Annotated in this window: 22 protein-coding genes; 9 read left to right on the top strand and 13 right to left on the bottom strand. The window is 70.6% G+C overall.

Annotation, left to right across the window (positions count from 1 at the left end):
• Positions 1 to 16 precede the first annotated feature (16 nt).
• Complete coding sequence (locus tag ACGFJ2_RS54070; RefSeq protein ID WP_393482343.1) at positions 17 to 994, bottom strand: aldo/keto reductase; 978 nt, start codon at positions 992 to 994, stop codon at positions 17 to 19.
• Between the two features lie 237 nt (positions 995 to 1,231).
• Here ACGFJ2_RS54070 and ACGFJ2_RS54065 point away from each other — a divergent pair, with 237 nt between their 5' ends.
• Together ACGFJ2_RS54065 and ACGFJ2_RS54060 are read left to right on the top strand one after the other, a co-directional pair.
• The gene (locus ACGFJ2_RS54065) at positions 1,232 to 2,125 is read left to right on the top strand and encodes a helix-turn-helix transcriptional regulator (protein ID WP_393482340.1); all 894 of its coding nucleotides are present in this window, start codon (positions 1,232 to 1,234) and stop codon (positions 2,123 to 2,125) included.
• Between the two features lie 36 nt (positions 2,126 to 2,161).
• The gene (locus ACGFJ2_RS54060) at positions 2,162 to 2,764 is read left to right on the top strand and encodes a class I SAM-dependent methyltransferase (protein WP_393482337.1); all 603 of its coding nucleotides are present in this window, start codon (positions 2,162 to 2,164) and stop codon (positions 2,762 to 2,764) included.
• A 5-nt stretch (positions 2,765 to 2,769) separates the two neighbouring features.
• Here ACGFJ2_RS54060 and ACGFJ2_RS54055 read toward each other — a convergent pair whose 3' ends face one another.
• Positions 2,770 to 3,954, bottom strand: coding sequence for an MFS transporter (locus ACGFJ2_RS54055; RefSeq protein ID WP_393482334.1), 1,185 nt, complete (start codon positions 3,952 to 3,954; stop codon positions 2,770 to 2,772).
• A gap of 56 nt (positions 3,955 to 4,010) precedes the next feature.
• A complete protein-coding gene (locus ACGFJ2_RS54050) occupies positions 4,011 to 4,982 on the bottom strand; it encodes a DUF5937 family protein (RefSeq protein WP_393482331.1) in 972 nt (323 codons plus the stop codon).
• Between the two features lie 131 nt (positions 4,983 to 5,113).
• Here ACGFJ2_RS54050 and ACGFJ2_RS54045 point away from each other — a divergent pair, with 131 nt between their 5' ends.
• From ACGFJ2_RS54045 to ACGFJ2_RS54020, 6 genes are read left to right on the top strand one after another with little or no spacing between them, the layout of a single operon-like run.
• Positions 5,114 to 6,031 carry a carbohydrate ABC transporter permease gene (locus ACGFJ2_RS54045; RefSeq protein WP_393482328.1) on the top strand — a complete coding sequence of 306 codons (918 nt, stop codon included), beginning with the start codon at positions 5,114 to 5,116 and terminating at the stop codon, positions 6,029 to 6,031.
• Complete coding sequence (locus tag ACGFJ2_RS54040; RefSeq protein ID WP_393482325.1) at positions 6,031 to 6,852, top strand: carbohydrate ABC transporter permease; 822 nt, start codon at positions 6,031 to 6,033, stop codon at positions 6,850 to 6,852. The genes ACGFJ2_RS54045 and ACGFJ2_RS54040 overlap by 1 nt, the downstream gene beginning before the upstream one ends.
• Before the next feature lie 5 nt (positions 6,853 to 6,857).
• Positions 6,858 to 9,560, top strand: a complete 2,703-nt coding sequence (locus ACGFJ2_RS54035) for a family 78 glycoside hydrolase catalytic domain (protein WP_393482322.1) — start codon at positions 6,858 to 6,860, stop codon at positions 9,558 to 9,560.
• Positions 9,561 to 9,592: 32 nt separating this feature from the next.
• Positions 9,593 to 10,846, top strand: a complete 1,254-nt coding sequence (locus ACGFJ2_RS54030; protein ID WP_393482319.1) for an ABC transporter substrate-binding protein — start codon at positions 9,593 to 9,595, stop codon at positions 10,844 to 10,846.
• A 54-nt stretch (positions 10,847 to 10,900) separates the two neighbouring features.
• Positions 10,901 to 11,776 (top strand): dihydrodipicolinate synthase family protein, encoded by an 876-nt coding sequence (locus tag ACGFJ2_RS54025; protein WP_393482316.1) that lies wholly within the window; start codon positions 10,901 to 10,903, stop codon positions 11,774 to 11,776.
• Positions 11,777 to 11,816: 40 nt separating this feature from the next.
• On the top strand, positions 11,817 to 13,019 hold the full coding sequence (locus tag ACGFJ2_RS54020; RefSeq protein WP_393482313.1) for a sialidase family protein: 1,203 nt from the start codon (positions 11,817 to 11,819) through the stop codon (positions 13,017 to 13,019).
• 45 nt (positions 13,020 to 13,064) lie between these two features.
• On the opposite strand, the gene ACGFJ2_RS54015 is transcribed toward ACGFJ2_RS54020, so the two are convergent.
• The 7 genes from ACGFJ2_RS54015 to ACGFJ2_RS53985 all read right to left on the bottom strand — a co-directional run bounded on the left by ACGFJ2_RS54015 (position 13,065) and on the right by ACGFJ2_RS53985 (position 18,061).
• A complete protein-coding gene (locus ACGFJ2_RS54015; protein ID WP_357955136.1) occupies positions 13,065 to 13,376 on the bottom strand; it encodes a type II toxin-antitoxin system PemK/MazF family toxin in 312 nt (103 codons plus the stop codon).
• A complete protein-coding gene (locus ACGFJ2_RS54010; protein ID WP_357955134.1) occupies positions 13,373 to 13,624 on the bottom strand; it encodes a hypothetical protein in 252 nt (83 codons plus the stop codon). The genes ACGFJ2_RS54015 and ACGFJ2_RS54010 overlap by 4 nt, the downstream gene beginning before the upstream one ends.
• Positions 13,625 to 13,705: 81 nt before the next feature.
• The gene (locus ACGFJ2_RS54005; RefSeq protein ID WP_357955132.1) at positions 13,706 to 14,461 is read right to left on the bottom strand and encodes a GntR family transcriptional regulator; all 756 of its coding nucleotides are present in this window, start codon (positions 14,459 to 14,461) and stop codon (positions 13,706 to 13,708) included.
• A gap of 9 nt (positions 14,462 to 14,470) precedes the next feature.
• On the bottom strand, positions 14,471 to 15,268 hold the full coding sequence (trpA, locus tag ACGFJ2_RS54000; RefSeq protein WP_393482308.1) for a tryptophan synthase subunit alpha: 798 nt from the start codon (positions 15,266 to 15,268) through the stop codon (positions 14,471 to 14,473).
• On the bottom strand, positions 15,265 to 16,470 hold the full coding sequence (trpB, locus tag ACGFJ2_RS53995) for a tryptophan synthase subunit beta (protein ID WP_393482305.1): 1,206 nt from the start codon (positions 16,468 to 16,470) through the stop codon (positions 15,265 to 15,267). The genes trpA and trpB overlap by 4 nt, the downstream gene beginning before the upstream one ends.
• Positions 16,471 to 16,746: 276 nt before the next feature.
• Positions 16,747 to 17,445 carry a class I SAM-dependent methyltransferase gene (locus tag ACGFJ2_RS53990; RefSeq protein WP_393482302.1) on the bottom strand — a complete coding sequence of 233 codons (699 nt, stop codon included), beginning with the start codon at positions 17,443 to 17,445 and terminating at the stop codon, positions 16,747 to 16,749.
• Positions 17,446 to 17,491: 46 nt separating this feature from the next.
• Positions 17,492 to 18,061 carry a TetR/AcrR family transcriptional regulator gene (locus tag ACGFJ2_RS53985; protein WP_393482299.1) on the bottom strand — a complete coding sequence of 190 codons (570 nt, stop codon included), beginning with the start codon at positions 18,059 to 18,061 and terminating at the stop codon, positions 17,492 to 17,494.
• Positions 18,062 to 18,136: 75 nt separating this feature from the next.
• On the opposite strand from ACGFJ2_RS53985, the gene ACGFJ2_RS53980 reads away from it, so the two are divergent.
• On the top strand, positions 18,137 to 18,640 hold the full coding sequence (locus ACGFJ2_RS53980; RefSeq protein WP_357955124.1) for an FBP domain-containing protein: 504 nt from the start codon (positions 18,137 to 18,139) through the stop codon (positions 18,638 to 18,640).
• 65 nt (positions 18,641 to 18,705) lie between these two features.
• On the opposite strand, the gene ACGFJ2_RS53975 is transcribed toward ACGFJ2_RS53980, so the two are convergent.
• From ACGFJ2_RS53975 to ACGFJ2_RS53965, 3 genes are all read right to left on the bottom strand, one after another.
• Complete coding sequence (locus ACGFJ2_RS53975; protein WP_393482296.1) at positions 18,706 to 18,855, bottom strand: hypothetical protein; 150 nt, start codon at positions 18,853 to 18,855, stop codon at positions 18,706 to 18,708.
• A complete protein-coding gene (locus tag ACGFJ2_RS53970) occupies positions 18,852 to 19,187 on the bottom strand; it encodes a PadR family transcriptional regulator (protein WP_358184956.1) in 336 nt (111 codons plus the stop codon). Before ACGFJ2_RS53970 ends, ACGFJ2_RS53975 begins: the two co-directional genes overlap by 4 nt.
• A gap of 74 nt (positions 19,188 to 19,261) precedes the next feature.
• On the bottom strand, positions 19,262 to 20,407 hold the full coding sequence (locus ACGFJ2_RS53965; RefSeq protein ID WP_358184953.1) for an ROK family protein: 1,146 nt from the start codon (positions 20,405 to 20,407) through the stop codon (positions 19,262 to 19,264).
• Positions 20,408 to 20,465 lie beyond the last annotated feature (58 nt).

The raw sequence follows: 20,465 nt of genomic DNA, 5'->3' as shown, positions 1-20,465 counted from the left end.
GCTGACGGCAGGCGGGTCAGCGCTCCAGCATCCGCAGGCCGGCCTCGGTGTGGGTGTCGCCGGCGGCCGGGGGCAGGCTGGAGAGCGCCGCGAGCTGCTCATCCGACAACTGGATGCCGTCGGCGGCGGTGTTCTCCTCGACCCGGCTCACGCGCTTGGTGCCGGGGATGGGAGCGATGTCGTCGCCCTGGGCCAGCAGCCAGGCCAGCGCGACCTGCGCCGGGGTGGCGCCGGCCTCGGCGGCGATGGCTTGGACCTCGTCGACCAGGCGCAGGTTGTGCTGGAAGTTCTCACCGGTGAAGCGCGGGTTGCCGTGCCGGAAGTCGCCTTCGGCGAAGCCGTCGGTGGAACGGATCTTCCCGGTCAAGAAGCCGCGCCCCAGTGGCGAGAAGGGCACCAGGCCGACGCGCAACTCGCGCAGCAGCGGCAGCACCCGCTCTTCCAGGCCCCGGGTGAACAGGGAGTACTCCGACTGCACGGCGGTGACCGGGTGCACGGCGTGCGCGCGACGGATGGTGTCCGGCCCGGCCTCCGACAGGCCGATGTGGCGGATCTTGCCCTGCTCCACCAGCTCGGCCAGCGCGCCCACGGTCTCCTCGATCGGCGTGTTCGGGTCGACCCGGTGCTGGTAGTACAGGTCGATGTAGTCGGTGCCCAGCCGCTTCAGCGATCCCTCGACCGAGGTGCGGACGTTGGCCGGGCTGCTGTCGAGGTTCCACGGGCCCGCGCCGGCGTGCGCGATCAGGCCGAACTTCGTCGCCAGCACCACTTCCTCGCGGCGGCCCTTCAGGGCCCGGCCGAGAAGTTCCTCGTTGGTGTACGGCCCGTAGATCTCGGCCGTGTCGATGAAGGTGACGCCCAGTTCCAGGGCCCGGTGGATGGTACGGATGGATTCGGCCTCGTCGGTGCCGGAGCCGGTGTAGCCGTGGGACATGCCCATCGCGCCCAGCCCGATGCGGGAAACGTCCAGGTCACGCAGTTTGATGTGCTTCATCGTTGCTATCTCCGATGGATCGATACGTTGATGGCGGGTACCGAAGGGACACAAGGGCCCTGACGAGGCGTCATGCCGCGTCCAATCGCGGGCGGCGCGGCATCGTCACCAACAGCCATCGTGCTCTGCGCATTCGCCCGATGGCAGACCGTGCTGTGCCGGGGAGCCGTGTTCAGGGGTGTGACAGGGCCCCCCTCGGCCACACGGTTCGCGGCCGGCGGCTGTAACACTGAAAGCATGGCTGAGCAGCACAACGACGCCGGAGGCAGCGAGCTGGGCCGCTTTCTGCGCGCCCGTCGCACCCAGATCACCCCCGCCGAGGTCGGCCTGACCGCCGGCCCCGGCCTGCGCCGCACTCCGGGCCTGCGCCGGGAGGAACTCGCCACCCTGGCCGGCGTCAGCATCGACTACTACACCAGGCTGGAGCGCGGCAAGGAGACCCGGCCCAGCCCCGCCGTCATCGACGCCCTCGGCCGCGCCCTGCGCCTGGACGAGGACGAACACGAGCACCTGCGCAGCCTCGCCGCCCGGGCCGCCCGCTACGCGCCCGAACCGCCGCCCCCGCCCAGCCGTACGGTCCGCCCGCACCTGAAGCTCCTGCTGCAGACCATGCGCCCGAACCCGGCCTACATCGTCAGCCGCAGCATGGACCTGCTTGCCTGCAACCCCGGCGGGCTCGCCCTGTACGCCGGGATGGACGACTGGCCGGCCAAGCAACGCAACCTGGCCCGCTACCTGTTCCTCCACCCCACAGCCCGCGGGCTGTTCCCCGACTGGGAGAACCAGATCCGCGGCTGCGTCGCCCGGCTGCGCGCCCAGGCCGGCACCGACCCCGACGCCCCCGACCTCACCAACCTCGTCGGCGAGCTCCTGCTCAAGAGCCCCGACTTCGCCAAGCTCTGGGAACGCTACGAGGTCACCGGCCGAAAGAACGCCCGCAAGACCTTCCGCCACCCCCACGTCGGGACGATCACCCTCGACGTCCAGAGCATGCACCTGGAAGGCACTCCCGGCCAGCGCCTGGCCGTGTACGTCGCCGAGCCCGGCACCCCCGACTACGACGCCATGGTCCTGCTGGACCTGGCCACCCCCCACCACGCTCCGCAGACGGCCGAAGAGCGCCAACGCTGACCCATCAGGCGTGCGTCATTGTGGCAAAATGATCAAATGCCAGATAAGGGCCGCAAGCGATGGAATCACAACATTCATTACCACCCCCGCATCCTCCACGCCGTCCCCGATGGCGCCCGGCGGGCTCTCGACGTCGGCTGCGGCGAAGGCATGCTCGCCCGTGAACTGCGGCGGGCCGTGCCGGAGGTCATCGGTATCGATCTCGACGCGCCCAGCATCGACCAGGCCCGTGAGCAATCGGACGACGTCGAGTATGTCCTCGGCGACTTCCTCACTCATCCGTTCGAGCCCGCCTCGTTCGATGTCGTCGCGTCGGTGGCCACCCTGCATCACCTGGACGCCGCCAGCGGGCTGGCCCGGATGCGCGATCTGCTGCGTCCCGGTGGCGTCCTGGCCATCGTCGGCCTCGCCCGCAGCACCATGCCCAGGGACCTGCCGCGCGACCTGGCCGGCGTCGCGGTCGGCACCTTCCACCGTGCCAGGAAGGGCCTCTGGAAGCATTCGTCCCCTACCGTGTGGCCGCCGCCGGTGACATATCCGCAGATGCGCGCGTTGGCCGCGGAGATCCTGCCCGGTTCCCTGTACCGCCGCCACCTGCTGTTGCGCTACAGCATCGTTTGGCGCAAGCCGCAGGTCTGAGCCCCCTACGGCCTTTCCCGCCGTGCGACCGCGGGCATCAGGGTGAAGGCGAACACCACGCACACGACGCCCGTCGCGGCGCAGGCCCACCACAGCATTCCCGCCTGGAACAGTACGGCGCCGACGGCCGGTCCGGCGAAGCGGGCGATGGCGGTGGTCCAGCCGTACAGGGCCTGGTAGGTGCCGTGGGCGCCGTCCGGGGTGAGGTCGGCGATCAGCGCCGCCTCGAAGCCCGCCATGCCGATCTCGCCGATCGACCACAGCACCACCGTGACCACGTAGTGCCACGGCTGGCTGGCCAGGCCGGTCAAGGCCAGGCCGAGGCCCACCACGGTCATGGAGACGCCGAGGACCGGCAGCCGGGGCAGGCGCGACAGCCAGGAGATGAACAGCGGCTGGAAGATCACGACGATCGCGCCGTTGACGGTGATGAGCAGCCCGTAAAGCGACGCCGGGAGCCCGTCGGCGGCCAGGGCCAGGGGCAGTGCGTACGAGGCCTGCGCGTACAGGATCAGCCCGAGCAGCAGGAAGGCCAGCGCGGCCAGCAGCACCCGGTCGCGGGCCGCGATCGCGTAGCCGTTGCGCGCGGGTCTGGCGGCGGCCTTGTCGTGGCCACGGGGGATGCCGATGGCCACGATCACGGCGAAGGCGACGCTGGTGGTCACGTCCAGGATGACCAGGAGCCAGAAGCCATGGGCGAGCAGGAGTCCGGCGACGGCGCCGGCCGCGGCGGTGCCCACGTTGACCGCCCAGTGCATGAGCCCGAAAGCCTTCGCGCGGAGGTGCGGTGGTGTGGTCTCGGCGACCAGCGCCGAGGCGGCCGGCCGGTAGACGTCGCCCGCCAGCCCCATGGCCAGGGCCGCGGTCATCAGCCAGGCCAGGCTGCCGGCGGCCGCGATGAGGATCAGGCAGGCCGCGGTGGCGAGCAGTCCGCCGATGAGGGTGACGCGGCGGCCGAACCGGTCGGCCAGGTAGCCGCCCAGCGGCTGCCCGCCCAGGCCGCCCAGCCCGTACGCGGAGATGACGGCGGCGATCTGCGCGGCCGCATACCCCCGCCCGGTCAGGTAGAACACGAGGAACGGCAGCACGACCCCGCCGAACCTGTTGACCAGCTGGCCGGAGAACAGCAGCCAGAACACCTTGGGCAGCCCCTGGAATACAGGGGTGGGGGCGGGAGCCGTGATCGTCATGAGTGCATGGTGCGGGCGGCCCTCGGGGCGGGGCGACACATTCGGCGTGCGCCGAATCAGTCGTCCAGCAGGGCCTGGGCGCGCGGGGTTCGTACGTAGAGCATGGCCCGGCCGACGCGGTGCTTGGTGACCAGGCCCGCGGACAGCAGCAGGGCGAGCTGCTCGGAGACGTTGGCGGGGGACAGGCCGGTGCTCCGGGACAGGTCCGTGGTGGAGGCGGGGGTGTCGAGCTCGGCCAGCAGCAGCGCGCGGGAGCGGCCGATGACGGCGGCCAGGGCGTCGGGGGCGGGCGCGGTGCCGCGTTCCCACAGCGTGGCGACGGCGCGTACGGGGTAGGTGATGACCGCCTGGCCGGGGGAGTCGGTGCGGTAGAGCAGTCTGGGCCAGACGAAGACGGACGGGGCCAGCAGCAGGCCCTCGCCGTTCAGCGTCCGGGACAGCTCTTTCGGGCGGTCGTCCAGGTAGAGGGTGCGGTCTTCCCAGCGGATGGCCGCGTGCATGTCCGCGAACACGCCGGCGGGGCCGCGTTCGGCGTACTGCCGGGCGCGGTAGAGCAGGTCGCCTTCGAGGAGATTGCGCATGCGCGGCCAGTGCGGTGCCATGGCGAGTCGCCAGAAGGCCTCGATGACGTGCGCCAGCCGTTCGAGGCCTGGGCCCGGATCCTGGTACAGCTCCATGGCGCAGCCGGTCAGCGAGCCGGGGATCTCGGCGGCCATGCGGTCGAGGTCCGTGCGGATGATCTCGTGCGGGGTGGCGCGCAGGACCGCCAGCTCGCCGGCCAGGTCCGGGGTCGGGCTGGTGGGGACGGGACACAGGAAGTCGGGGATGTAACCGGCGCCGGTGATGAGGTCGAGCAGCGGGGCCAGATCGCCGCCGATCAGGGGGCCTACCTGCTTGAACCACGGCAGATGCAGGGGCCGCCCGGCGGGGGTGCGCAGCGCTTGGATACCGGCGGAGACCTCCCTGAGCGGGGAGTACGCGAACCTGATGGAGGTCAGGTCGTAGGCGGAGAACGCCACCGTGAGCATGCCAGAGACCCCTTGGATTCGGCTACGGCCGAAGGTATCGCAGGAGTCCGGCCCAGGGGCTTCCGGTCTTGACGCGCGCTCTTTGTTAACGGTTAACTGACCACCGTTAACGGTGAACGGAAGGTTTCGGAGTGCTCACGTCGAAGAGACCCACAACGGACGGCGGTGGGCGGCGCGGGCCGGCGGCACCGTCGCGGAAGCTGCTGTGGTTCGCGCTGCCCGCGCTCGCCTTCTACGGGTTCGCCGTCGTGGTGCCGACCCTGCGCGGCGGGGCGCTCGCCTTCACCGACTGGGACGGCCTCTCCCCGGACTACAACTTTGTCGGCTTCGACAACTTCGCCCGCATCTTCTCCTCGGACCGTTCGCTCGAAGCGCTGACCATGACGCTCATCTTCGCGCTCGCGATCACGGTGCTGCAGAACGGAGTCGGGCTGCTGCTCGCGATCGGTCTGCACACGGGCCTGAAGACGCGCAACGTGCTGCGCGTGGTCTTCTTCGCCCCGGTCGTGATCACACCGGTCGTGGTCGCGTACCTGTGGAAGTTCATGCTCACGCCGGACGGCGCGGTCAACGGCCTGCTGGAGGCGGTCGGACTGGGCGCGCTGCGGCAGAGCTGGCTCGGCGACCCGACGTGGGCGGCGGTGTCGGTGGTCATGATCGTGGTGTGGCAGCACGCCGGCTACTCAATGGTGATCTACCTGGCGGGCCTGCAGTCGATCTCGCCTGAGGTGATCGAGGCGGCGGCGGTGGACGGCGCGGGCGCGTGGCGCCGCTTCTGGTCGGTGACCTGGCCGCTGCTGGCCACGGCGACCACGATCAACGTGATGCTGACCCTGATCGGCGGATTCAAGATGTTCACCGAGGTGTACGTGCTCACGGGCGGCGGACCGGGTGGGGCCACGGAGACGCTCTCCACGCTGCTCTACAAGTCGGCCTTCCAGTTCGACCAGTTCGGGTACGGCATCGCGCTCGCCCTCGTGCTGGCCGTCATCGTCGCGGTGTTCTCGGTCGCGCAGTACCGGATGTCCAACCGGCAGGCGGTGAGCTGATGTTGCGCTACACCAAGGGCGTGTTCGCGCGCGAGGTCGTCATGCTCCTGGCCGCCCTCGTGTTCGTGTTGCCGGTCTACATCCTGGTCAACCTGTCCCTGCAGCCGGCCGGCGACGCCTCCTCGCCGCTGCGGCCGGTGACGGCGCCGACCTTCGACAACTACCTGGCCGCCTGGGAGCAGGCGGGCCTGGCGGGCGCGCTGGTCAACAGCGCGATCGTGACGGGCGTCAGCGTGGTGCTGATCGTGGTCATCTCCTCGATGGCGGCCTACCCGCTGGCGCGGATCACCTCGAAGCTGTCGTCCACGGTCTTCTGGCTGGTGCTGGCCGGCATGCTGATCCCGTTCCAGGTGGCGCTCATCCCGCTCTACCAGACCATGCGCGACGTCGGGCTGCTCGGCTCGCTGTGGGCGCTGGTGATCCTCTACGTCGGCATGCAGGTGCCGTTCTCGATCTTCCTCTACACCGGGTTCCTGCGCGCGATCCCGAGGGAGTACGAGGAGGCGGCCTCGATCGACGGCGCGGGCGCGCTGCGTACCTTCCGCAGCGTCGTCTTCCCGCTGCTGCGCCCGGTCACCGGCACCGTCGTCATCCTGAACGCGATCACCGTGTGGAACGACTTCCTGGTCCCGCTGCTGTATCTGAGCGGGACGCCGCGGCAGACGGTGACGGTCGCGCTGTACGCCTTCGTCGGGCAGTACGTGTCCAACTGGCCGATCGTGTTCGCCGGCCTGGTGATCAGCATCCTGCCGGTGCTGGTCGTCTACTTCCTGCTGCAACGCAGGATCATCAGCGGTTTCGCGGGAGGGCTGAAGGGATGACCGGGTTGCGACCTTACGAGCTGCGGACCGGCGGGCAGCACGAGCCGCTGGGCGTCGTCGCCGCGCCCTCGTTCTCCTGGCGGCTGGAGTCGGACCGGCGTGGCGCGCGCCAGCGCTCCTACCGCGTCCGGGTGCGGCACCTGCCGGCGACCGGCGGCGCGGTGCTGGTGTGGGACTCCGGCGTGGTGCAGTCGGACAGCACTGTCGGCGCCCGCTACGGCGGCGGGCCGCTGGTGACGTCGTCGGCCTACGAATGGGAGGTCGAGGTCGAGGACGAGACGGGCGCGCGGGCGATGGCGCGGGCCCGGTTCGGCACCGGGGTGGTGCACGCGGGGGAGTGGCGGGCCGCGTGGATCGGCCGCAACCCGATCTACCGCCAGGCGGCCTCGCCGCCACAGGACACCGACATCAGCTACACGGTGAACAAGCTGCAGCCGGTGCGCCGCTTCGTCCACGGCTTCGACCTGACCGAAGTGCCGGCGTCGGCCCGGGTGCACGCGTCGGCGAAGGGCGTGTACCGGCTCTACGTCAACGGCCGCCGGGTCGGGCGGGACGAGCTGGTGCCGGGCTGGACCGAGTACCGGGAGCGGATCACGTACCAGACCTGGGACGTGACCGCCCTGCTGCGGCCCGGCCGCAACACGGTCGCGGCGCTGCTGGGCGACGGCTGGTACGTGGGCTTCATCGGCACCGACCGGCGCCACCAAGCGCAGCACTACGGCACCGAGCCCGCGCTGCTGGTGCAGCTCGACATGGACGGGGCGGACGGGTCGCGCCGGTCGATCGTCAGCGGCGAGGGGTGGAAGGAGTCGCCGAGCGACATCCTCTACGCCGACCTGCTGATGGGCCAGTACGAGGACTCGCGCCGCGCCGAACCGGGCTGGGAGCTGCCGGGACACGACACCTCGACTTGGTCGGCGGCGGTGGTGACCTCCCGCGACACCTCCACGCTGGTCCCGGAGGCCGACCCGGCGGTCCGGGTGATGGGCCGGGTGCCCGCGGTCGCGGTGACGCCGCGGGGCGACGGGCGGTTCGTGGTCGACTTCGGGCAGAACGTGGTCGGCCGCGTCGCCCTCACCCTGACGGGCCAGCCCGCCGGCACCCGGGTCCAGCTCACCCACGCCGAGGTGCTCGACGAGCACGGCGACCTCTACACGGCGAACCTGCGCACCGCCGAACCCGTGGACGTCTTCTGGACCGACGGCTCGCCGGCGCAGGTGTTCGAGCCCCGCTTCACCCTGCACGGCTTCCGCTACGCCGAGGTCTCCGGCCTGACCGGGGACCTCGGCCCCGAGCAGGTCGATGCGGTCGTGCTGCACAACGGCTTCGCGCTGACCGGCGCGTTCGAGAGCTCCAGCGCGGACCTGAACGCGCTGGCCTCGAACATCACCTGGAGCCTGCGGGGCAACTTCGTGTCGATCCCGACCGACTGCCCGCAGCGCGACGAGCGGCTCGGCTGGCTGGCCGACGCGCAGGTGTTCACGCCGACCGCGCTGCTGCTGGCCGACGTCGCCCCGCTGCTGCGCCGCTGGCTGCGGGACGTGCGCCTCGGCCAGTCCGCGGACGGCGCGTTCCCCGACCTCTCGCCCCGCCTCATCCACCTGCGGGAAGGCGCGCCGGCCTGGGGCGACGGCGGGGTGACGATCCCCTGGCACCTCTATCGCGCGAGCGGCGACGCCGACGTGCTTCGGGAGTCCGTGGACGCGATGGTCGCCTGGGTACGGCACATCGAACGGCACAATCCCGGACTGATCTGGCGCGAGCGCGTCGGCAACAACTACGGGGACTGGCTGCAGGTCGGCGCGGAGACCCCGAAGGACGTGCTGGCCACCGCCTACTTCGCGCACAGCGCCGAGCTGACCGCGCGCAGCCTCGCCGTGCTCGGGCGGGACGCCGAGGCGCGGGAACTGGCCGGCCTCGCCGAGCGCGTCCGCGCGGCCTACCGGGCGGAGTTCATCGGCCTCGACGGCCGGGTGCACGGCGACACCCAGGGCGCCTACCTGCTCACCCTCGCCTTCGACCTGTGCGCGGCGGAGCAGCGCGATGCCGTCGCCGGGCGGCTCGTGGCGGCGATCGAACGCCGCGGCGTCTCCCTCACCTCGGGTTTCATCACGGTCGGGCTGCTATGCCCGGTGCTGACCGCGATCGGCCGCTCGGATCTGGCGTACGCGCTGATCAACGACGACCGGTACCCGTCGTGGCTGTTCTCCGTGCGCAACGGGGCGACGACGATCTGGGAGCGCTGGGACGGCTGGACGCCGGAAGGCGGTTTCCAGTCGCCGCGGATGAACAGCTTCAACCACTACTCCCTCGGCGCGGTCGGCGAGTGGCTGTTCACCGGGGTGCTCGGCATCGGACAGGCGCCCGGCTCGGCCGGGTACGCCGACATCCGGCTCGCGCCGCAGCCGCACACCTCCCTCGACTGGGCGCGCGGCGCGATCGACACCCCTCGCGGGCGCGTCGCCAGCTCCTGGCGCCGCGACGAGGCGGGATGGTGCGAATGGTCGGTCCTGATACCGCCGGGAGCGGCCGCCGTAGCCGTGCTCCCGGTGCCCTCGGCGGCGACGATCACGGAAGGCGGCGAGGCCGTCACCCGATCGGAAGGGGTCACCCTCCAGGCGGAGCGGCCGGGGTGCACCCAGCTGCGACTGGCGTCGGGAAGCTACACCTTCCGCTTCCCGGCCGGAGCCGCGACGCCGACCCACTGATTTCCCTTCGACCCCCTTGGAGTACCACCAGCATGTTCAACCGGAAGATCGCCGCTCTCGCCGCGGCGGCGCTGGCCCTGACCGCCTGCGGGTCGCAGCCGCAGGCGCCGGGCAACGACAAGACCAACGCGCTCACCATCGCCACGACGTCGAACAACCAGGCGCCGATGCAGGCGGTGGTCGAGGCGTACAAGAAGAAGACCGGCCTCGACATCAACGTGACCGTGGCCGACACCGCGCAGTACCAGACGACGCTGCGTACCCAGCTGTCGTCGGGGACGGCGCCCGACGTGTTCACGGTGTGGCCGGGCAGCGGCAATCCCGGCGCCATCTCCATCCTGCAGAAGGCCGGTTACCTGGCCGACCTGTCGGACCGGCCGTGGGCCGCCAAGATCGAGCCCGGCACCGCCGAGACGATGCGGATCGGCGGCAAGACTTACGGTCTGCCGTCCAAGCTCGACGCCATCGGCGCGATCTACAACGTCGCCACCTTGAAGGAGATCGGGTTGAAGACGCCGGAGACCTACACCGAGCTGCTCAAGTTCTGTGCGGACGTCCAGGCCAAGGGCAAGGTCGCCTTCGCGCTGGGGATCCAGACCGACTGGGTGACGCAGCTCATCCCGTACGCGCTGGTCGCCTCGACCGTCTACGCCGCCGACCCGTCGTTCAACGACAAGATGACGAAGCAGCAGGCGCGTTTCGCCGGCTCCGGCTGGGAGGCCGCCTTCACCAAGTACCTGGAGATGAACAAGGCGGGCTGCTTCAACACCGATCCGCTCGGCACCGACGTGACCGCCTCCTACAACCTGGTCAACACCGGTAAGGCCGTCGGCGTGGTGCAGGTGCTCGCTTCCTACTCGCAGATCACCTCGACCGCCCCGAAGGACGCGGAGTTCGGGTTCTTCCCGCTGCCCGGCGGTGACAGCGGCACCAATCCGGTCCCGCGGGGCATCGGCGTGAGCTTCGCGGTCAACGACAAGGCCAAGAACAGGGTGAACGGCCTCGGCTTCGTCGACTGGCTGGCCACGCCGGAGGCCATCAAGGTCTGGTTCGACACCGCGCCCGGCATCCCCGCGATCCAGGGGGCCGAGGTCGAGGCGGCACCGGCCGTGCGGGCGGCGATCGACATCATCGCCGCCGGTCACACCGCGCCCTTCCCGGACTCCGGCTGGCCCAACGCGCAGGTGCAGGCCGCTCACTTCACCGGGATCCAGCAGCTCTTCTCCGGACAGGCGGACGCCAAGCAGGTGCTGGCCTCGATGGACGAGGCGTACGGCGCCGGGTGACCCGCTCATCTGCCCCCGGAATCCCTCAATCTCCCCATCTCCCGCGAAAGATCCATGACTGATACCTCGTCCCATGACATCATCGCCGCCGTACCCGTGTCGTTCGCCGAGGACGGCGCACTCGACCTGGCCGGGACCCGTGAGATCCTCGCGTACGTCGCGGGCTCCGGGGTCCAGGGGGCGCTCGTGCTCGGCACGACCGGCGAGTTCCCGGCCCTGTCGATAGAGGAGCGCAACGCCGTCGCGGCGCTCGCCGTGGAGGTGCTGCCCGGTATCCGCGTGATCGTGCACGTCGGGGCCGCCAGCCGGTACGAGGTGTCGCGACTCATCGCGGGCGCGCGGGCGGCCGGCGCCCGCGAGATCGCCGTGCTCACCCCGTTCTACCTGCCGACGCCACCAGAAGAGGTCTACGCGTTCTTCCGGGACGTCGGCGCGGAGGCCGGTGGGCTGGACGTGTTCGTCTACCTCTTCGAGGCGCGCACCGGAGTGGTGGTGGACGAGGAACTGCTGGTGCGGCTCGCGGGCCTGCCGAACGTCGTGGGGGTGAAGGTCAGCGGGGAATCGCTCGACACGATCGCCTCGTACCGGGCCCGCCTGCCCGAAGGGTTCCTCATCTACACCGGCAGCGACGCCGACTACGCGGGGGCGGCCGCGGCGGGCGCCGACGGGATCGTGTCCGGGGTGGCGTCGGCGTTCGCCAAGCCGTTCGTCGCGATGCGGGCCGCGCTGGAGCGCGCGGACGCCGGCGCGGTGGCGCGCCTGCAGGGCGACGTGGACGAGGTGGTGGACGCGATCCGCGGCGAGCCGACGCGGATGCTCGCCGTGCACCGCCTCGCCGGACGGCCGGTCGGCCGCTCCCGCATGCCGATCCCGGAACCCGACCAGGAAGCCCTGCGGCGGCTCGCCCGCGACCTCCCGCTCCACCACTGACCACCTTGATCGCTTCGCATCCAGCCAAATGGAGAATGCCATGACGCGTACGCGTTCACACCCCCCTGTCCGCACCGCCGCCCTCGCCCTGGCGGCCCTCCTCGCCCTGTCCGCCGCCCCGGCGCACGCCACCGTGGACGGCCCGCCGCTGAAGGTGCCCGACGGGCTCATCGACACCTCCAACACCGCCACACTCGGCCTGGACCGCGCCGCGCGCGCCGAGACCATCACGGTCTTCGCGCCCGGCGCCGAAGACCGGAAGTACAACCACGGCGTCGTGCTCATGCCGTTCAAGGGACGGCTGTACGCGCAGTGGCAGAGCTCCGCCGTGGACGAGGACGCGCCCGACACGATCGTCACCTACGCCACCAGCAAAGACGGGAAGAGGTGGTCGAAGCCGATCCCGCTCACCGCGCCACGCACCGACGGCTACACCTCCAGCGGCGGCTGGTGGACCAACGGGCGGACCCTCGTCGCCTACCTCAACGTCTGGCCACGCGGCCTGACCCCGCGCGGCGGCTACACCGAGTACGTGACCAGCAAGGACGGCCGGCACTGGAGCAGCCCCCGCCGGGTTACCGGCGCCGACGGGCAGCCGGTGAACGGCATCATCGAGCAGGACGTCAAGGCACTGCCAGGCGGGCGGGTGCTGACCGCGTTCCACATGCAGCCCGGCCTGTTCGTCAAGCCGTACTACACCGACGACCCGCTCGGCGTCTCCGGCTGGAAGCAGGGCGACTTCACCAACCAGCCGAACACCCCGGAGATGAGCCGCGAGCTGGAGCCGAGCTGGTACCGGCGCCCGGACGGCTCGATCGTGATGGTCTTCCGCGACCAGGGCGGCGGAACCCTGCGCAAGCTCGCCGCGGTGAGCACCGACGACGGCGAGACCTGGTCGGCATCGGTGGAGACCAACGTGCCCGACTCGCGCACCAAGCAGAGCGCGGGGAACCTGCCGGACGGCACCGCCTACCTCGTGGGCAACCCGACCGGCACCCGCAACAGGTACCCGCTGACGGTGCTGACCAGCGCCGACGGGGTGACCTTCGACAAGGCGTACAACCTGCGCACCGCCGAGGACCTGCAGCCGCGCCGCTACGAGGGCCTGTACAAGAACGCCGGATACAGCTACCCGAAGAGCATCGTGTGGAAGGGCTCCCTGTACGCGGCGTATGGCACGAACAAGGAGGATGTGCAGCTCAGCCGGGTCCCTGTCGCCGACCTCGCGCGGCGGGTGAGGTAGGCCGGCCTCCGCCGCGGTCCGCGACGCGCTGGCGGCGTCGGCGGGTCATCCCGTGACGGAGAAGATCGTGCCCAGCATGCTGCGCGCGGCGGCGAGCTGGGCCTCGGGCAGGTCGCCCACCTTGCTCTTGAGCCGGGTGGCCGCCACGGTGCTGATGCGGTCGATCATGGCGGCTCGGTCGTCGCCGACGTCGACGACGAAGGCGGTCAGGGCGTGCGCCAGGTCGGCGGCCTCGACGTGCGCGGTGAGCACGTTGTCGTTGTAGAGCGTGTGGTAGAAGTCGCCGGTCACGACGAGCCGGACTTCCTCACGGTCGCCGAGCTGGACGGTCCACAGCTCGCCGAATCGGTGGCTCACGCGGCCTCGCCGCGGTGCTCGTCGGCGGCCCGCGCGGTGTCGTCGGCGACGATCCGCTCGTCGGCTTCCTGGTGGGCGCTTTCGCCGTAGACCTTGGCGCGGGCGGCAGCGCTGTGGGTGGCGGCGATCTCGCGAAGGGCTCCGCGCTCCAAGACGGTGGAAACGCTGAGCCCGTTCGCCTCGGCGTGCTTGCGTACCGCCTCCAGGATCCACGGGGCGATGCTGACGGACGTTCTCTCCTTGGCCATGATCCGTATGCTACGGCCGATGCGCCGAGAGTGCTACCCGTCGTAATACTCGGGCTCATACTCTCGCCGTCGCGCCGCCGCCTAGCTGGTGGCGCGCCAGGTGAGGGAGAGGCCGGTCGCGGCGCGTTCGGTGCGGATCTCCATCATGGTGCCCAGGATGGTGGCATGATCGGACACGACGGGCACGGCGTCGGGCGTATAGGCGATCCGGGTGCTGACGAGCACGGCACTGCCCTCGGGCTCGTGCAGGCGGCGCGCGGCGGCGGGGTCGAGCAGGCCGGGCCGGACCACCTCCGACGCCCGGGCCACCGCCACTCCCGCCTCGGCGAGCGCCGTGTAGAGGGAGACGGCGGTGAAGTCGCGGTCGCGAATCTGGTCGGCCGCCGGCCGGCGTACCCAGGACACCTGGTGTACGGCGGGACGGCCGGCGAACTCGCGGACCCGCTCCAGCCGCAGGGCGGTCTCGCCGGGAGGCAGCCGCAGCTCCGCGGCGATCCGGGCGGGGGCCCGGCGCATCGCCCGCCCGGCCACCACGGTGCGTACATCGTGGCCCTGTTCCCGCAGATCGTCGGCCAGGCTGCGGAGCGAGCCGAGCTGGTACGCCAGATGGGCCGGGGCCACGAACGTGCCCTTGCCGGGCCGCTGCACGATCAGCCTCTCGTCGCTGAGCTCCCGCAACGCCTGGCGCAGCGTCATGAGGGTCACCCCGTAGGAGGTGCTCAGCTCCCGTTGCGGGGGCAGGGCCTCACCGGGGGCGTAGTGTCCCGACCGGATCTTCGCGGCGAGGTCGGCGGCGATGGCGCGGTATCTCGCCTCATGCCCGGCGTCGGGGGTCATCCTGGTGCGTCACTCCTGGTCGAGGGCCCGGCGCAGGGCCGCGAGGAAGGCCGTCAGGTCGTCCGGCCCCGCCCCGTCGAGCACCCGCCGCATGACCGCGGCGCCGACCACCACGCCGTCGGCGTACCGGCCTGCCTCCCGCGCCTGGTCAGGCGTGGAAATGCCAAATCCTAGCAAGACCGGCCGGTCGGTGCCGCGTTTGATCCGCGCGGTGAGCTCGGCCGCCGAGGCGGCGAGGTCGGCCCGCTCGCCGGTGGTGCCCATCACCGACACCGCGTAGACGAATCCGCGACTGCGGCGCGAGATCTCCGCCAGCCTGGGTTGCGGCGTCGACGGCGATGCCAGCAGGGCCAGCTCGATCCCGGCGGCGGCGGCCACGTCCGTCAGCTCGTCCGCCTCGTGCACCGGCAGGTCGGGCACGATCAGGCCGCCGACACCGGCCCGGCGCAGCGCGGCGCAGAACGCCTCGGGCCCGTCATGCAGCACCAGGTTGTAGTAGGTGCTGGCGACCAGCGGTACGCCCACGCTCTGGACCTCGGCCAGGTCGGCGAGGATCCGGCGGGTGCTCGCTCCCCGGGCCAGCGCCACGTTGCTCGCCTGCTGGATGGTGACGCCGTCGAGCGTGGGGTCGGAGAACGGCAGGCCGACCTCGATCGCGTCCGCGCCGGCCGCGGCGAACGCTTTCAGGTATGCCGTCCAGCCGGGGGTGACGCCCCCGGTGATGTACGGCATGAGCAGACCCCGACCGGTGTCCCGGCGGCCACGCAGGTGGCGTTCGACCTCGCCCGGGGCCAGGATGTCCGTCACAGCAGCTCCTTCAGGGTAGAGATGTCCTTGTCGCCCCGGCCGGACAGCGTCATCAGGACCGTCGATCCGGCGGCCAGTTCGCCGTCGCCCGCCGCGCGGATCACCCAGGCGAGGGCGTGCGCCGATTCGAGCGCCGGGACGATGCCCTCGGTGCGCGCCAGCCGTAGCGCCGCGCCGACCGCCTCCTCGTCGGTCACCGTGAGGTACCGGGCCCGGCCCAGCTCGCGCAGGTGGGCGTGCTCCGGGCCGACCCCCGGGTAGTCGAGGCCGGGGGCGATGGAGTGCGCCTCGACGATCTGCCCGTCGTCGTCCTGCAGGAACAGCGACCGGCAGCCGTGCAGGACGCCGAGCCTGCCGCGGGCCGCACCGGCGCCGCCCTCCGCCTCGACACCGACGAAGCGCGCCGAGGTGTCGGCGAAGCCGGCGAACGTACCGGCCGCGTTGGAGCCGCCGCCGACGCACGCGACCACGTGGTCCGGTACGCCGGTCCGCAGTTCGGCGGCGCACTGCGCGCGGGCCTCGTCGCCGATGACCCGCTGGAACTCCCTGACCATCCACGGGTACGGATCCGGCCCGATGACCGAGCCGACGCAGTAGTGGGAGTCGCCGGTGACGCCCACCCAGTGCCGCATGGCCTCGCTGGTCGCGTCCTTGAGCGTACGGCTGCCCGTGGTGACCGGGATCACCTCGGCGCCCAGCATGCGCATCCGGAAGACGTTCAACGCCTGCCGCTCGATGTCGCGCTCGCCCATGAAGATCGTGGCCTCGAGCCCGAGCAGCGCGGCGGCGGTCGCGGCGGCCACCCCGTGCTGACCCGCTCCCGTCTCGGCGATCAGCCTGCGCCGTCCCATCCGGGTGGCGAGCAGGGCCTGGCCCAGCACATTGTTGATCTTGTGTGACCCGGTGTGGGTGAGGTCCTCGCGCTTGAGGTAGAGCCGCACGCCCAGCTCCTGCGACAGGCGCCGGGCCGGTGTGAGCGGGGTCGGCCGTCCGGCGTGCAAGGCGAGCAGTTCCGCCAAGTCGCTGCGGAAGCCCGGATCCGCCCGCGCCTCCCGGAACGCCTCGTCCACCTCGCGGCACGCCTCCACCAGGGACTCCGGCGCGTACCGCCCGCCGTACTCGCCGAACCGGCCCCGCGCTTGGGGCTCGCCCATCGTCCCGCCCACCGGGACGGGCTCCCGCCATGGCGACATCTCTCGCATCTCACGCTCACCTCGTTCTATAACTCTTCATAGAGTTCTATAACAGTGAGTGTGGCATGGACGGCGCGGATCTCCAAGGGCCGGGTCCGGTTGCGCGCGGAACCCTCTACGCCGCCTTCGATCGCCTGCAGGAAGAGGGCCTGATCGCTGAGGATCGTGAGGAGGGGGAATGGCGTGACCCCTGCCCGTGCTCGCGGTCGCGCAGATCGGCTGCGTGCTCAGCGCTTTCGCGATGGGCACGATGCTCGCGCGCCGGTCTCCACGACTACAAGAGCCCTAGGAGGGCCGGCGGCGGCCGACGAACACATACTCTCGGCTGTCCTCGGTGAACGGCTCGCGGGCGAACCCGCCGTAGAGCGCTTCCACCTCAAGACCGGCGACATCCAGAAGCCCGAGCCACTCGTTCTTCGTCGCCCACCAGAAGGAGCTCTTCGCACCGTCGTCGAGGACAAGGTCGACGCGGTTGTCTCCAACCGCGTAACGGACAGTGTGCGGTACGGGCTTCTCCTGCCGCGCGCCGTCGAGCTGGACCGCGATCCGATGGTCGAAGGCGATGGCGTTCCAGGCGAACCGCCCCTCCGGCCGGAGCGAGGCGGCGACCCGCTCAAAGGTACGGCGACGGTCGGCCCAGGTCGGCAGGTGCTGGAGTGATCGGAACGGGCAGTAGATCAGCGCCGCGGGCTCGTCCAGGACGAAGTCGCGCATGTCACACTCGCGCAGGTCGAGTTCCACACCGGCCTCGGCCGCACGGGTACGGGCTTGCGCGAGCATCGCCGGTGAGACGTCGATCCCGACGACCCGCCGGCCGGTCTCCCGCGCCACCGGGATCGCGACCCGCCCGTCCCCGATCGCCAGCTCGACCACCGGCCCGTCCGCCTCGCGTGCGAGATCGAGGTAAAAGTCCACGTCGGCCGTCATGTGACCCGACCATTCCTGGTACCGGTTCGCGAATGCTTCGTCCCAGGTCGTCGCCATCGCTCCATGATCGCACCCCGCGCACTGAAGCAGCCAGCGAAAAAGCTCAGGTTGGCGGCCAGTTGCGGAGAACGGCGTCGAGGGCGTCCAGCGCTCTGTACCACGAAGCGTCCACGTCACGAGGGTGGCGGCGGAACCCGCCCGCCGTCTCCAGGCTCACATAGCCGTGGAACGTGCTGTGCAGCATGCGTACCGCGTCCGTCTGGTCGGGCTCCGACAGCGCGTATCCGCGCAGTATCGCGCGAGTCATGTCGGCGTGCGGACGCCCCGCGCTGGTATCCACTCTGTCCGAGTCGAGCTCGATCTGCATCGCGGCGTACCTGCCCGGATGCTCTTTCGCGTAGCCCCTGTAGGCGTTCGCGAAGGCCACCAGCGCGTCCTTGCCCGCGCGGCCGGCCAGGGCGGCGCCGGCCCTGTCGGCGAGCTCCGCCAGGGCCAGCAACGCCACCCTGGCCCTGAGATCCTGCACGTCCTTGACGTGCGAGTACAGGGCCGCGGGCTTGACGTCGAAACCGCGCGCGAGGGCCGAGACGGTCACGTTCTGAAAGCCGATCTCGTCGGCCAGGTCCGCCGCCGCCCGGGTCAGGCGTTCGGCGGTCAATCCCGCGCGTGCCATGTGCCGCCCTTCTCCGCTAACTTACATGCTTTAAGTATTTGCATAATACCTGTAAGGAAGCTAGCCTCCCCGCCCATGAGAGCAATAACCGAGCGCGACATCCGTACATCATTCGTGAACTGTTCCAAGGGAGAGACCAAGCGGCTGAGCGTCCCCAAAGACCTCGCGGACCATCCCTGGGAAGACCTCGACTTCCTCGGGTGGCGAGATCCGGGTGCGCCCGAACGCGCCTACCTGGTCGCCGAACGCGACGGTCCCCTCGTTGGCATCGCGCTGCGGGTGACATCCGGCGCGTCGCGCGGCTTCACCTCGCGCAGCATGTGCTCGCTGTGCCTGACCACGCACACCAACGGCGGCGTAGCGCTGATGACCGCGCGCCGAACCGGCGAAGCCGGCCGCCAGGGCAACTCGGTCGGGCACTACCTGTGCACCGACCTGGCCTGCTCCCTCTACACGCGCGGGAAGAAGGAGGCGGCAGGGGGCGGGACCATCGATGAGTCCCTCAGCCTGGGGGAGAAGGTCGCGCGCACCCGGGCGAACCTGTACTCCTTCCTGGACAAGGTGGTCGGCCAGGGATAGCGGCCTGATGTTCAGCCGACATCAGACGGCAGCGTCTTCGCCGGCAGCGCGATCGATGGCGTTGGTCAGCCGTTCCCGCTCCCGGCTGATCCACTGGGAAGCCGCTCCGCGCGCGCCTTGTACTGCCAGTAGCGCTTCTTGTCCTCGATCGGTCCGGTGACCATCTCCAGGTAGCGCAGGTAGCGCCGCTTCGGCTCGTTCGGCTCTGTGGTCATGTCTGCTTTCCTCCTTCGCGGAGCTGTTCGAGCCGTTCCGTGAGGAAGCTCCAGGTCCTCCAGAACTCTTCGAGGTAGGCCCGTCCCTGGGCGTTGAGGGAGTACACCTTGCGCGGCGGACCCTTCTCGGACGGGACCTTCTCCACGTCGACGAGGCCGCGCTGCTCGATCCTGACCAGCAGCGCGTAGATGGTGCCCTCGGCGATGTCGGAGAAGCCCTGCTCCCGCAGCCACGCCGTGATCTCGTAGCCGTACGCGGACCGGCTGGACAGGATCGCCAGGACGATGCCCTCCAGCGTCCCCTTGAGCATCTCCGTCGCCTGCTTGCCCATGGAACACCCTTCAACTACTCAGCAATGCTGACTACTAGTATATAGTATCGCTGAATAGCTAGGGCGCAAACTCGTCAGATGAAGAGCGTCTCCGGAGCGGCGAGCGCCAGACCGGCGGCGCCGAGCGCGTGCTGGGCGTCGCTCCACGGACGGACGATCACTTGGACGCGGTAGGCCGCGGTGACCTGACTGGTCCGCATCACGACGGAGAACCCGGGCTCCAGGCCCGGCCAGAGCACATGGTTCTCGCCGATGATCGCGATGGTGGGCGTGCCGAGCAGGTTGACGACGCCGGCGACGGCCCGCCCGAGCATGGCGCCGACCTTGGCGAGCACCCGGGCCAGCGACCGCTCACCGGCGACCCACCGTGAGCGGAGCTCCTCGATGGTGGTGGACGCCTCGGCCAGGCCCTCGCGACGAGCGGCGCGCAGGATCCCGTCGTCGCTGGTGAACGTCTCCAGGCAGCCCCGCGCCCCACAGGCGCAGCGCGGGCCGGTGGCGGCGACCGGCGTGTGGCCGAACTCGCCGGACAGCCCGCCCGGGCTGCGGTGCACCCGCCGCCGCAGGACCGCGCCGACCCCCACCCCGTCGCCGATGCCGAGCACCAGGAAGTCGTCGTGCTCAAGCCCCGCCCGATACAGGAGCTCGGCGGTGGTGCTGGCCGTGAGGTCGTTGTCGACGAGCACCGGGATCGGCAGCTCGGCGCGCAGCCGTTCACCAAGGGGAAGGTTGCTCCACCCAAAGCGGGGACAGAACCGGATATAGCCCGCATCAACGGAAGCCGGCACGGCCACGCCCACGGCCTTGAGCCTGGGGCCCATGACAGGGTCGGCCAATCGCCGGCCGATGACGGTGAGTAGCTGGGGGAGTGGGTCTGCGTGACAGTCGAAGGACGATACATCGGATGTGAGCAGTCGTCCATCTAGCCCCGCGACCACCGTGACGAGGTGGTCGGTCGCGACGCGTACGCCGATGGTCGCGGCGGCCTCCGGTACGACCTGCAGGGGGATGCGCGGCCGGCCGACCACCCCGGCCTGTGGGCTCAGAGTTCGCAGATAACCGCAGGCCAGAAGGCGTCGCGTGTGTTCGTGAACGGTCGCGTCGCCGAGCTTGAGCCGGGCCGCGATCTGACGGCGGTCCAGGGCGCCCGCAGTGCCGAGAAGCGCCAGGATCTCGACGCGGGTCAGATCGCCACGACCGGCTGTTCGGCGAGCAGTCATCGGATATTTCCTATCACGAGCTCATTGACATTACGGATTGCTACGCCCTAGTTTCGGA

The sequence above is a fragment of the Nonomuraea sp. NPDC049028 genome, assembly GCF_043197735.1.
GTDB lineage: Bacteria > Actinomycetota > Actinomycetes > Streptosporangiales > Streptosporangiaceae > Nonomuraea.
Note: the sequence above shows the minus strand (reverse complement) of the source record. Positions and strands in the feature narration are given on the sequence as shown.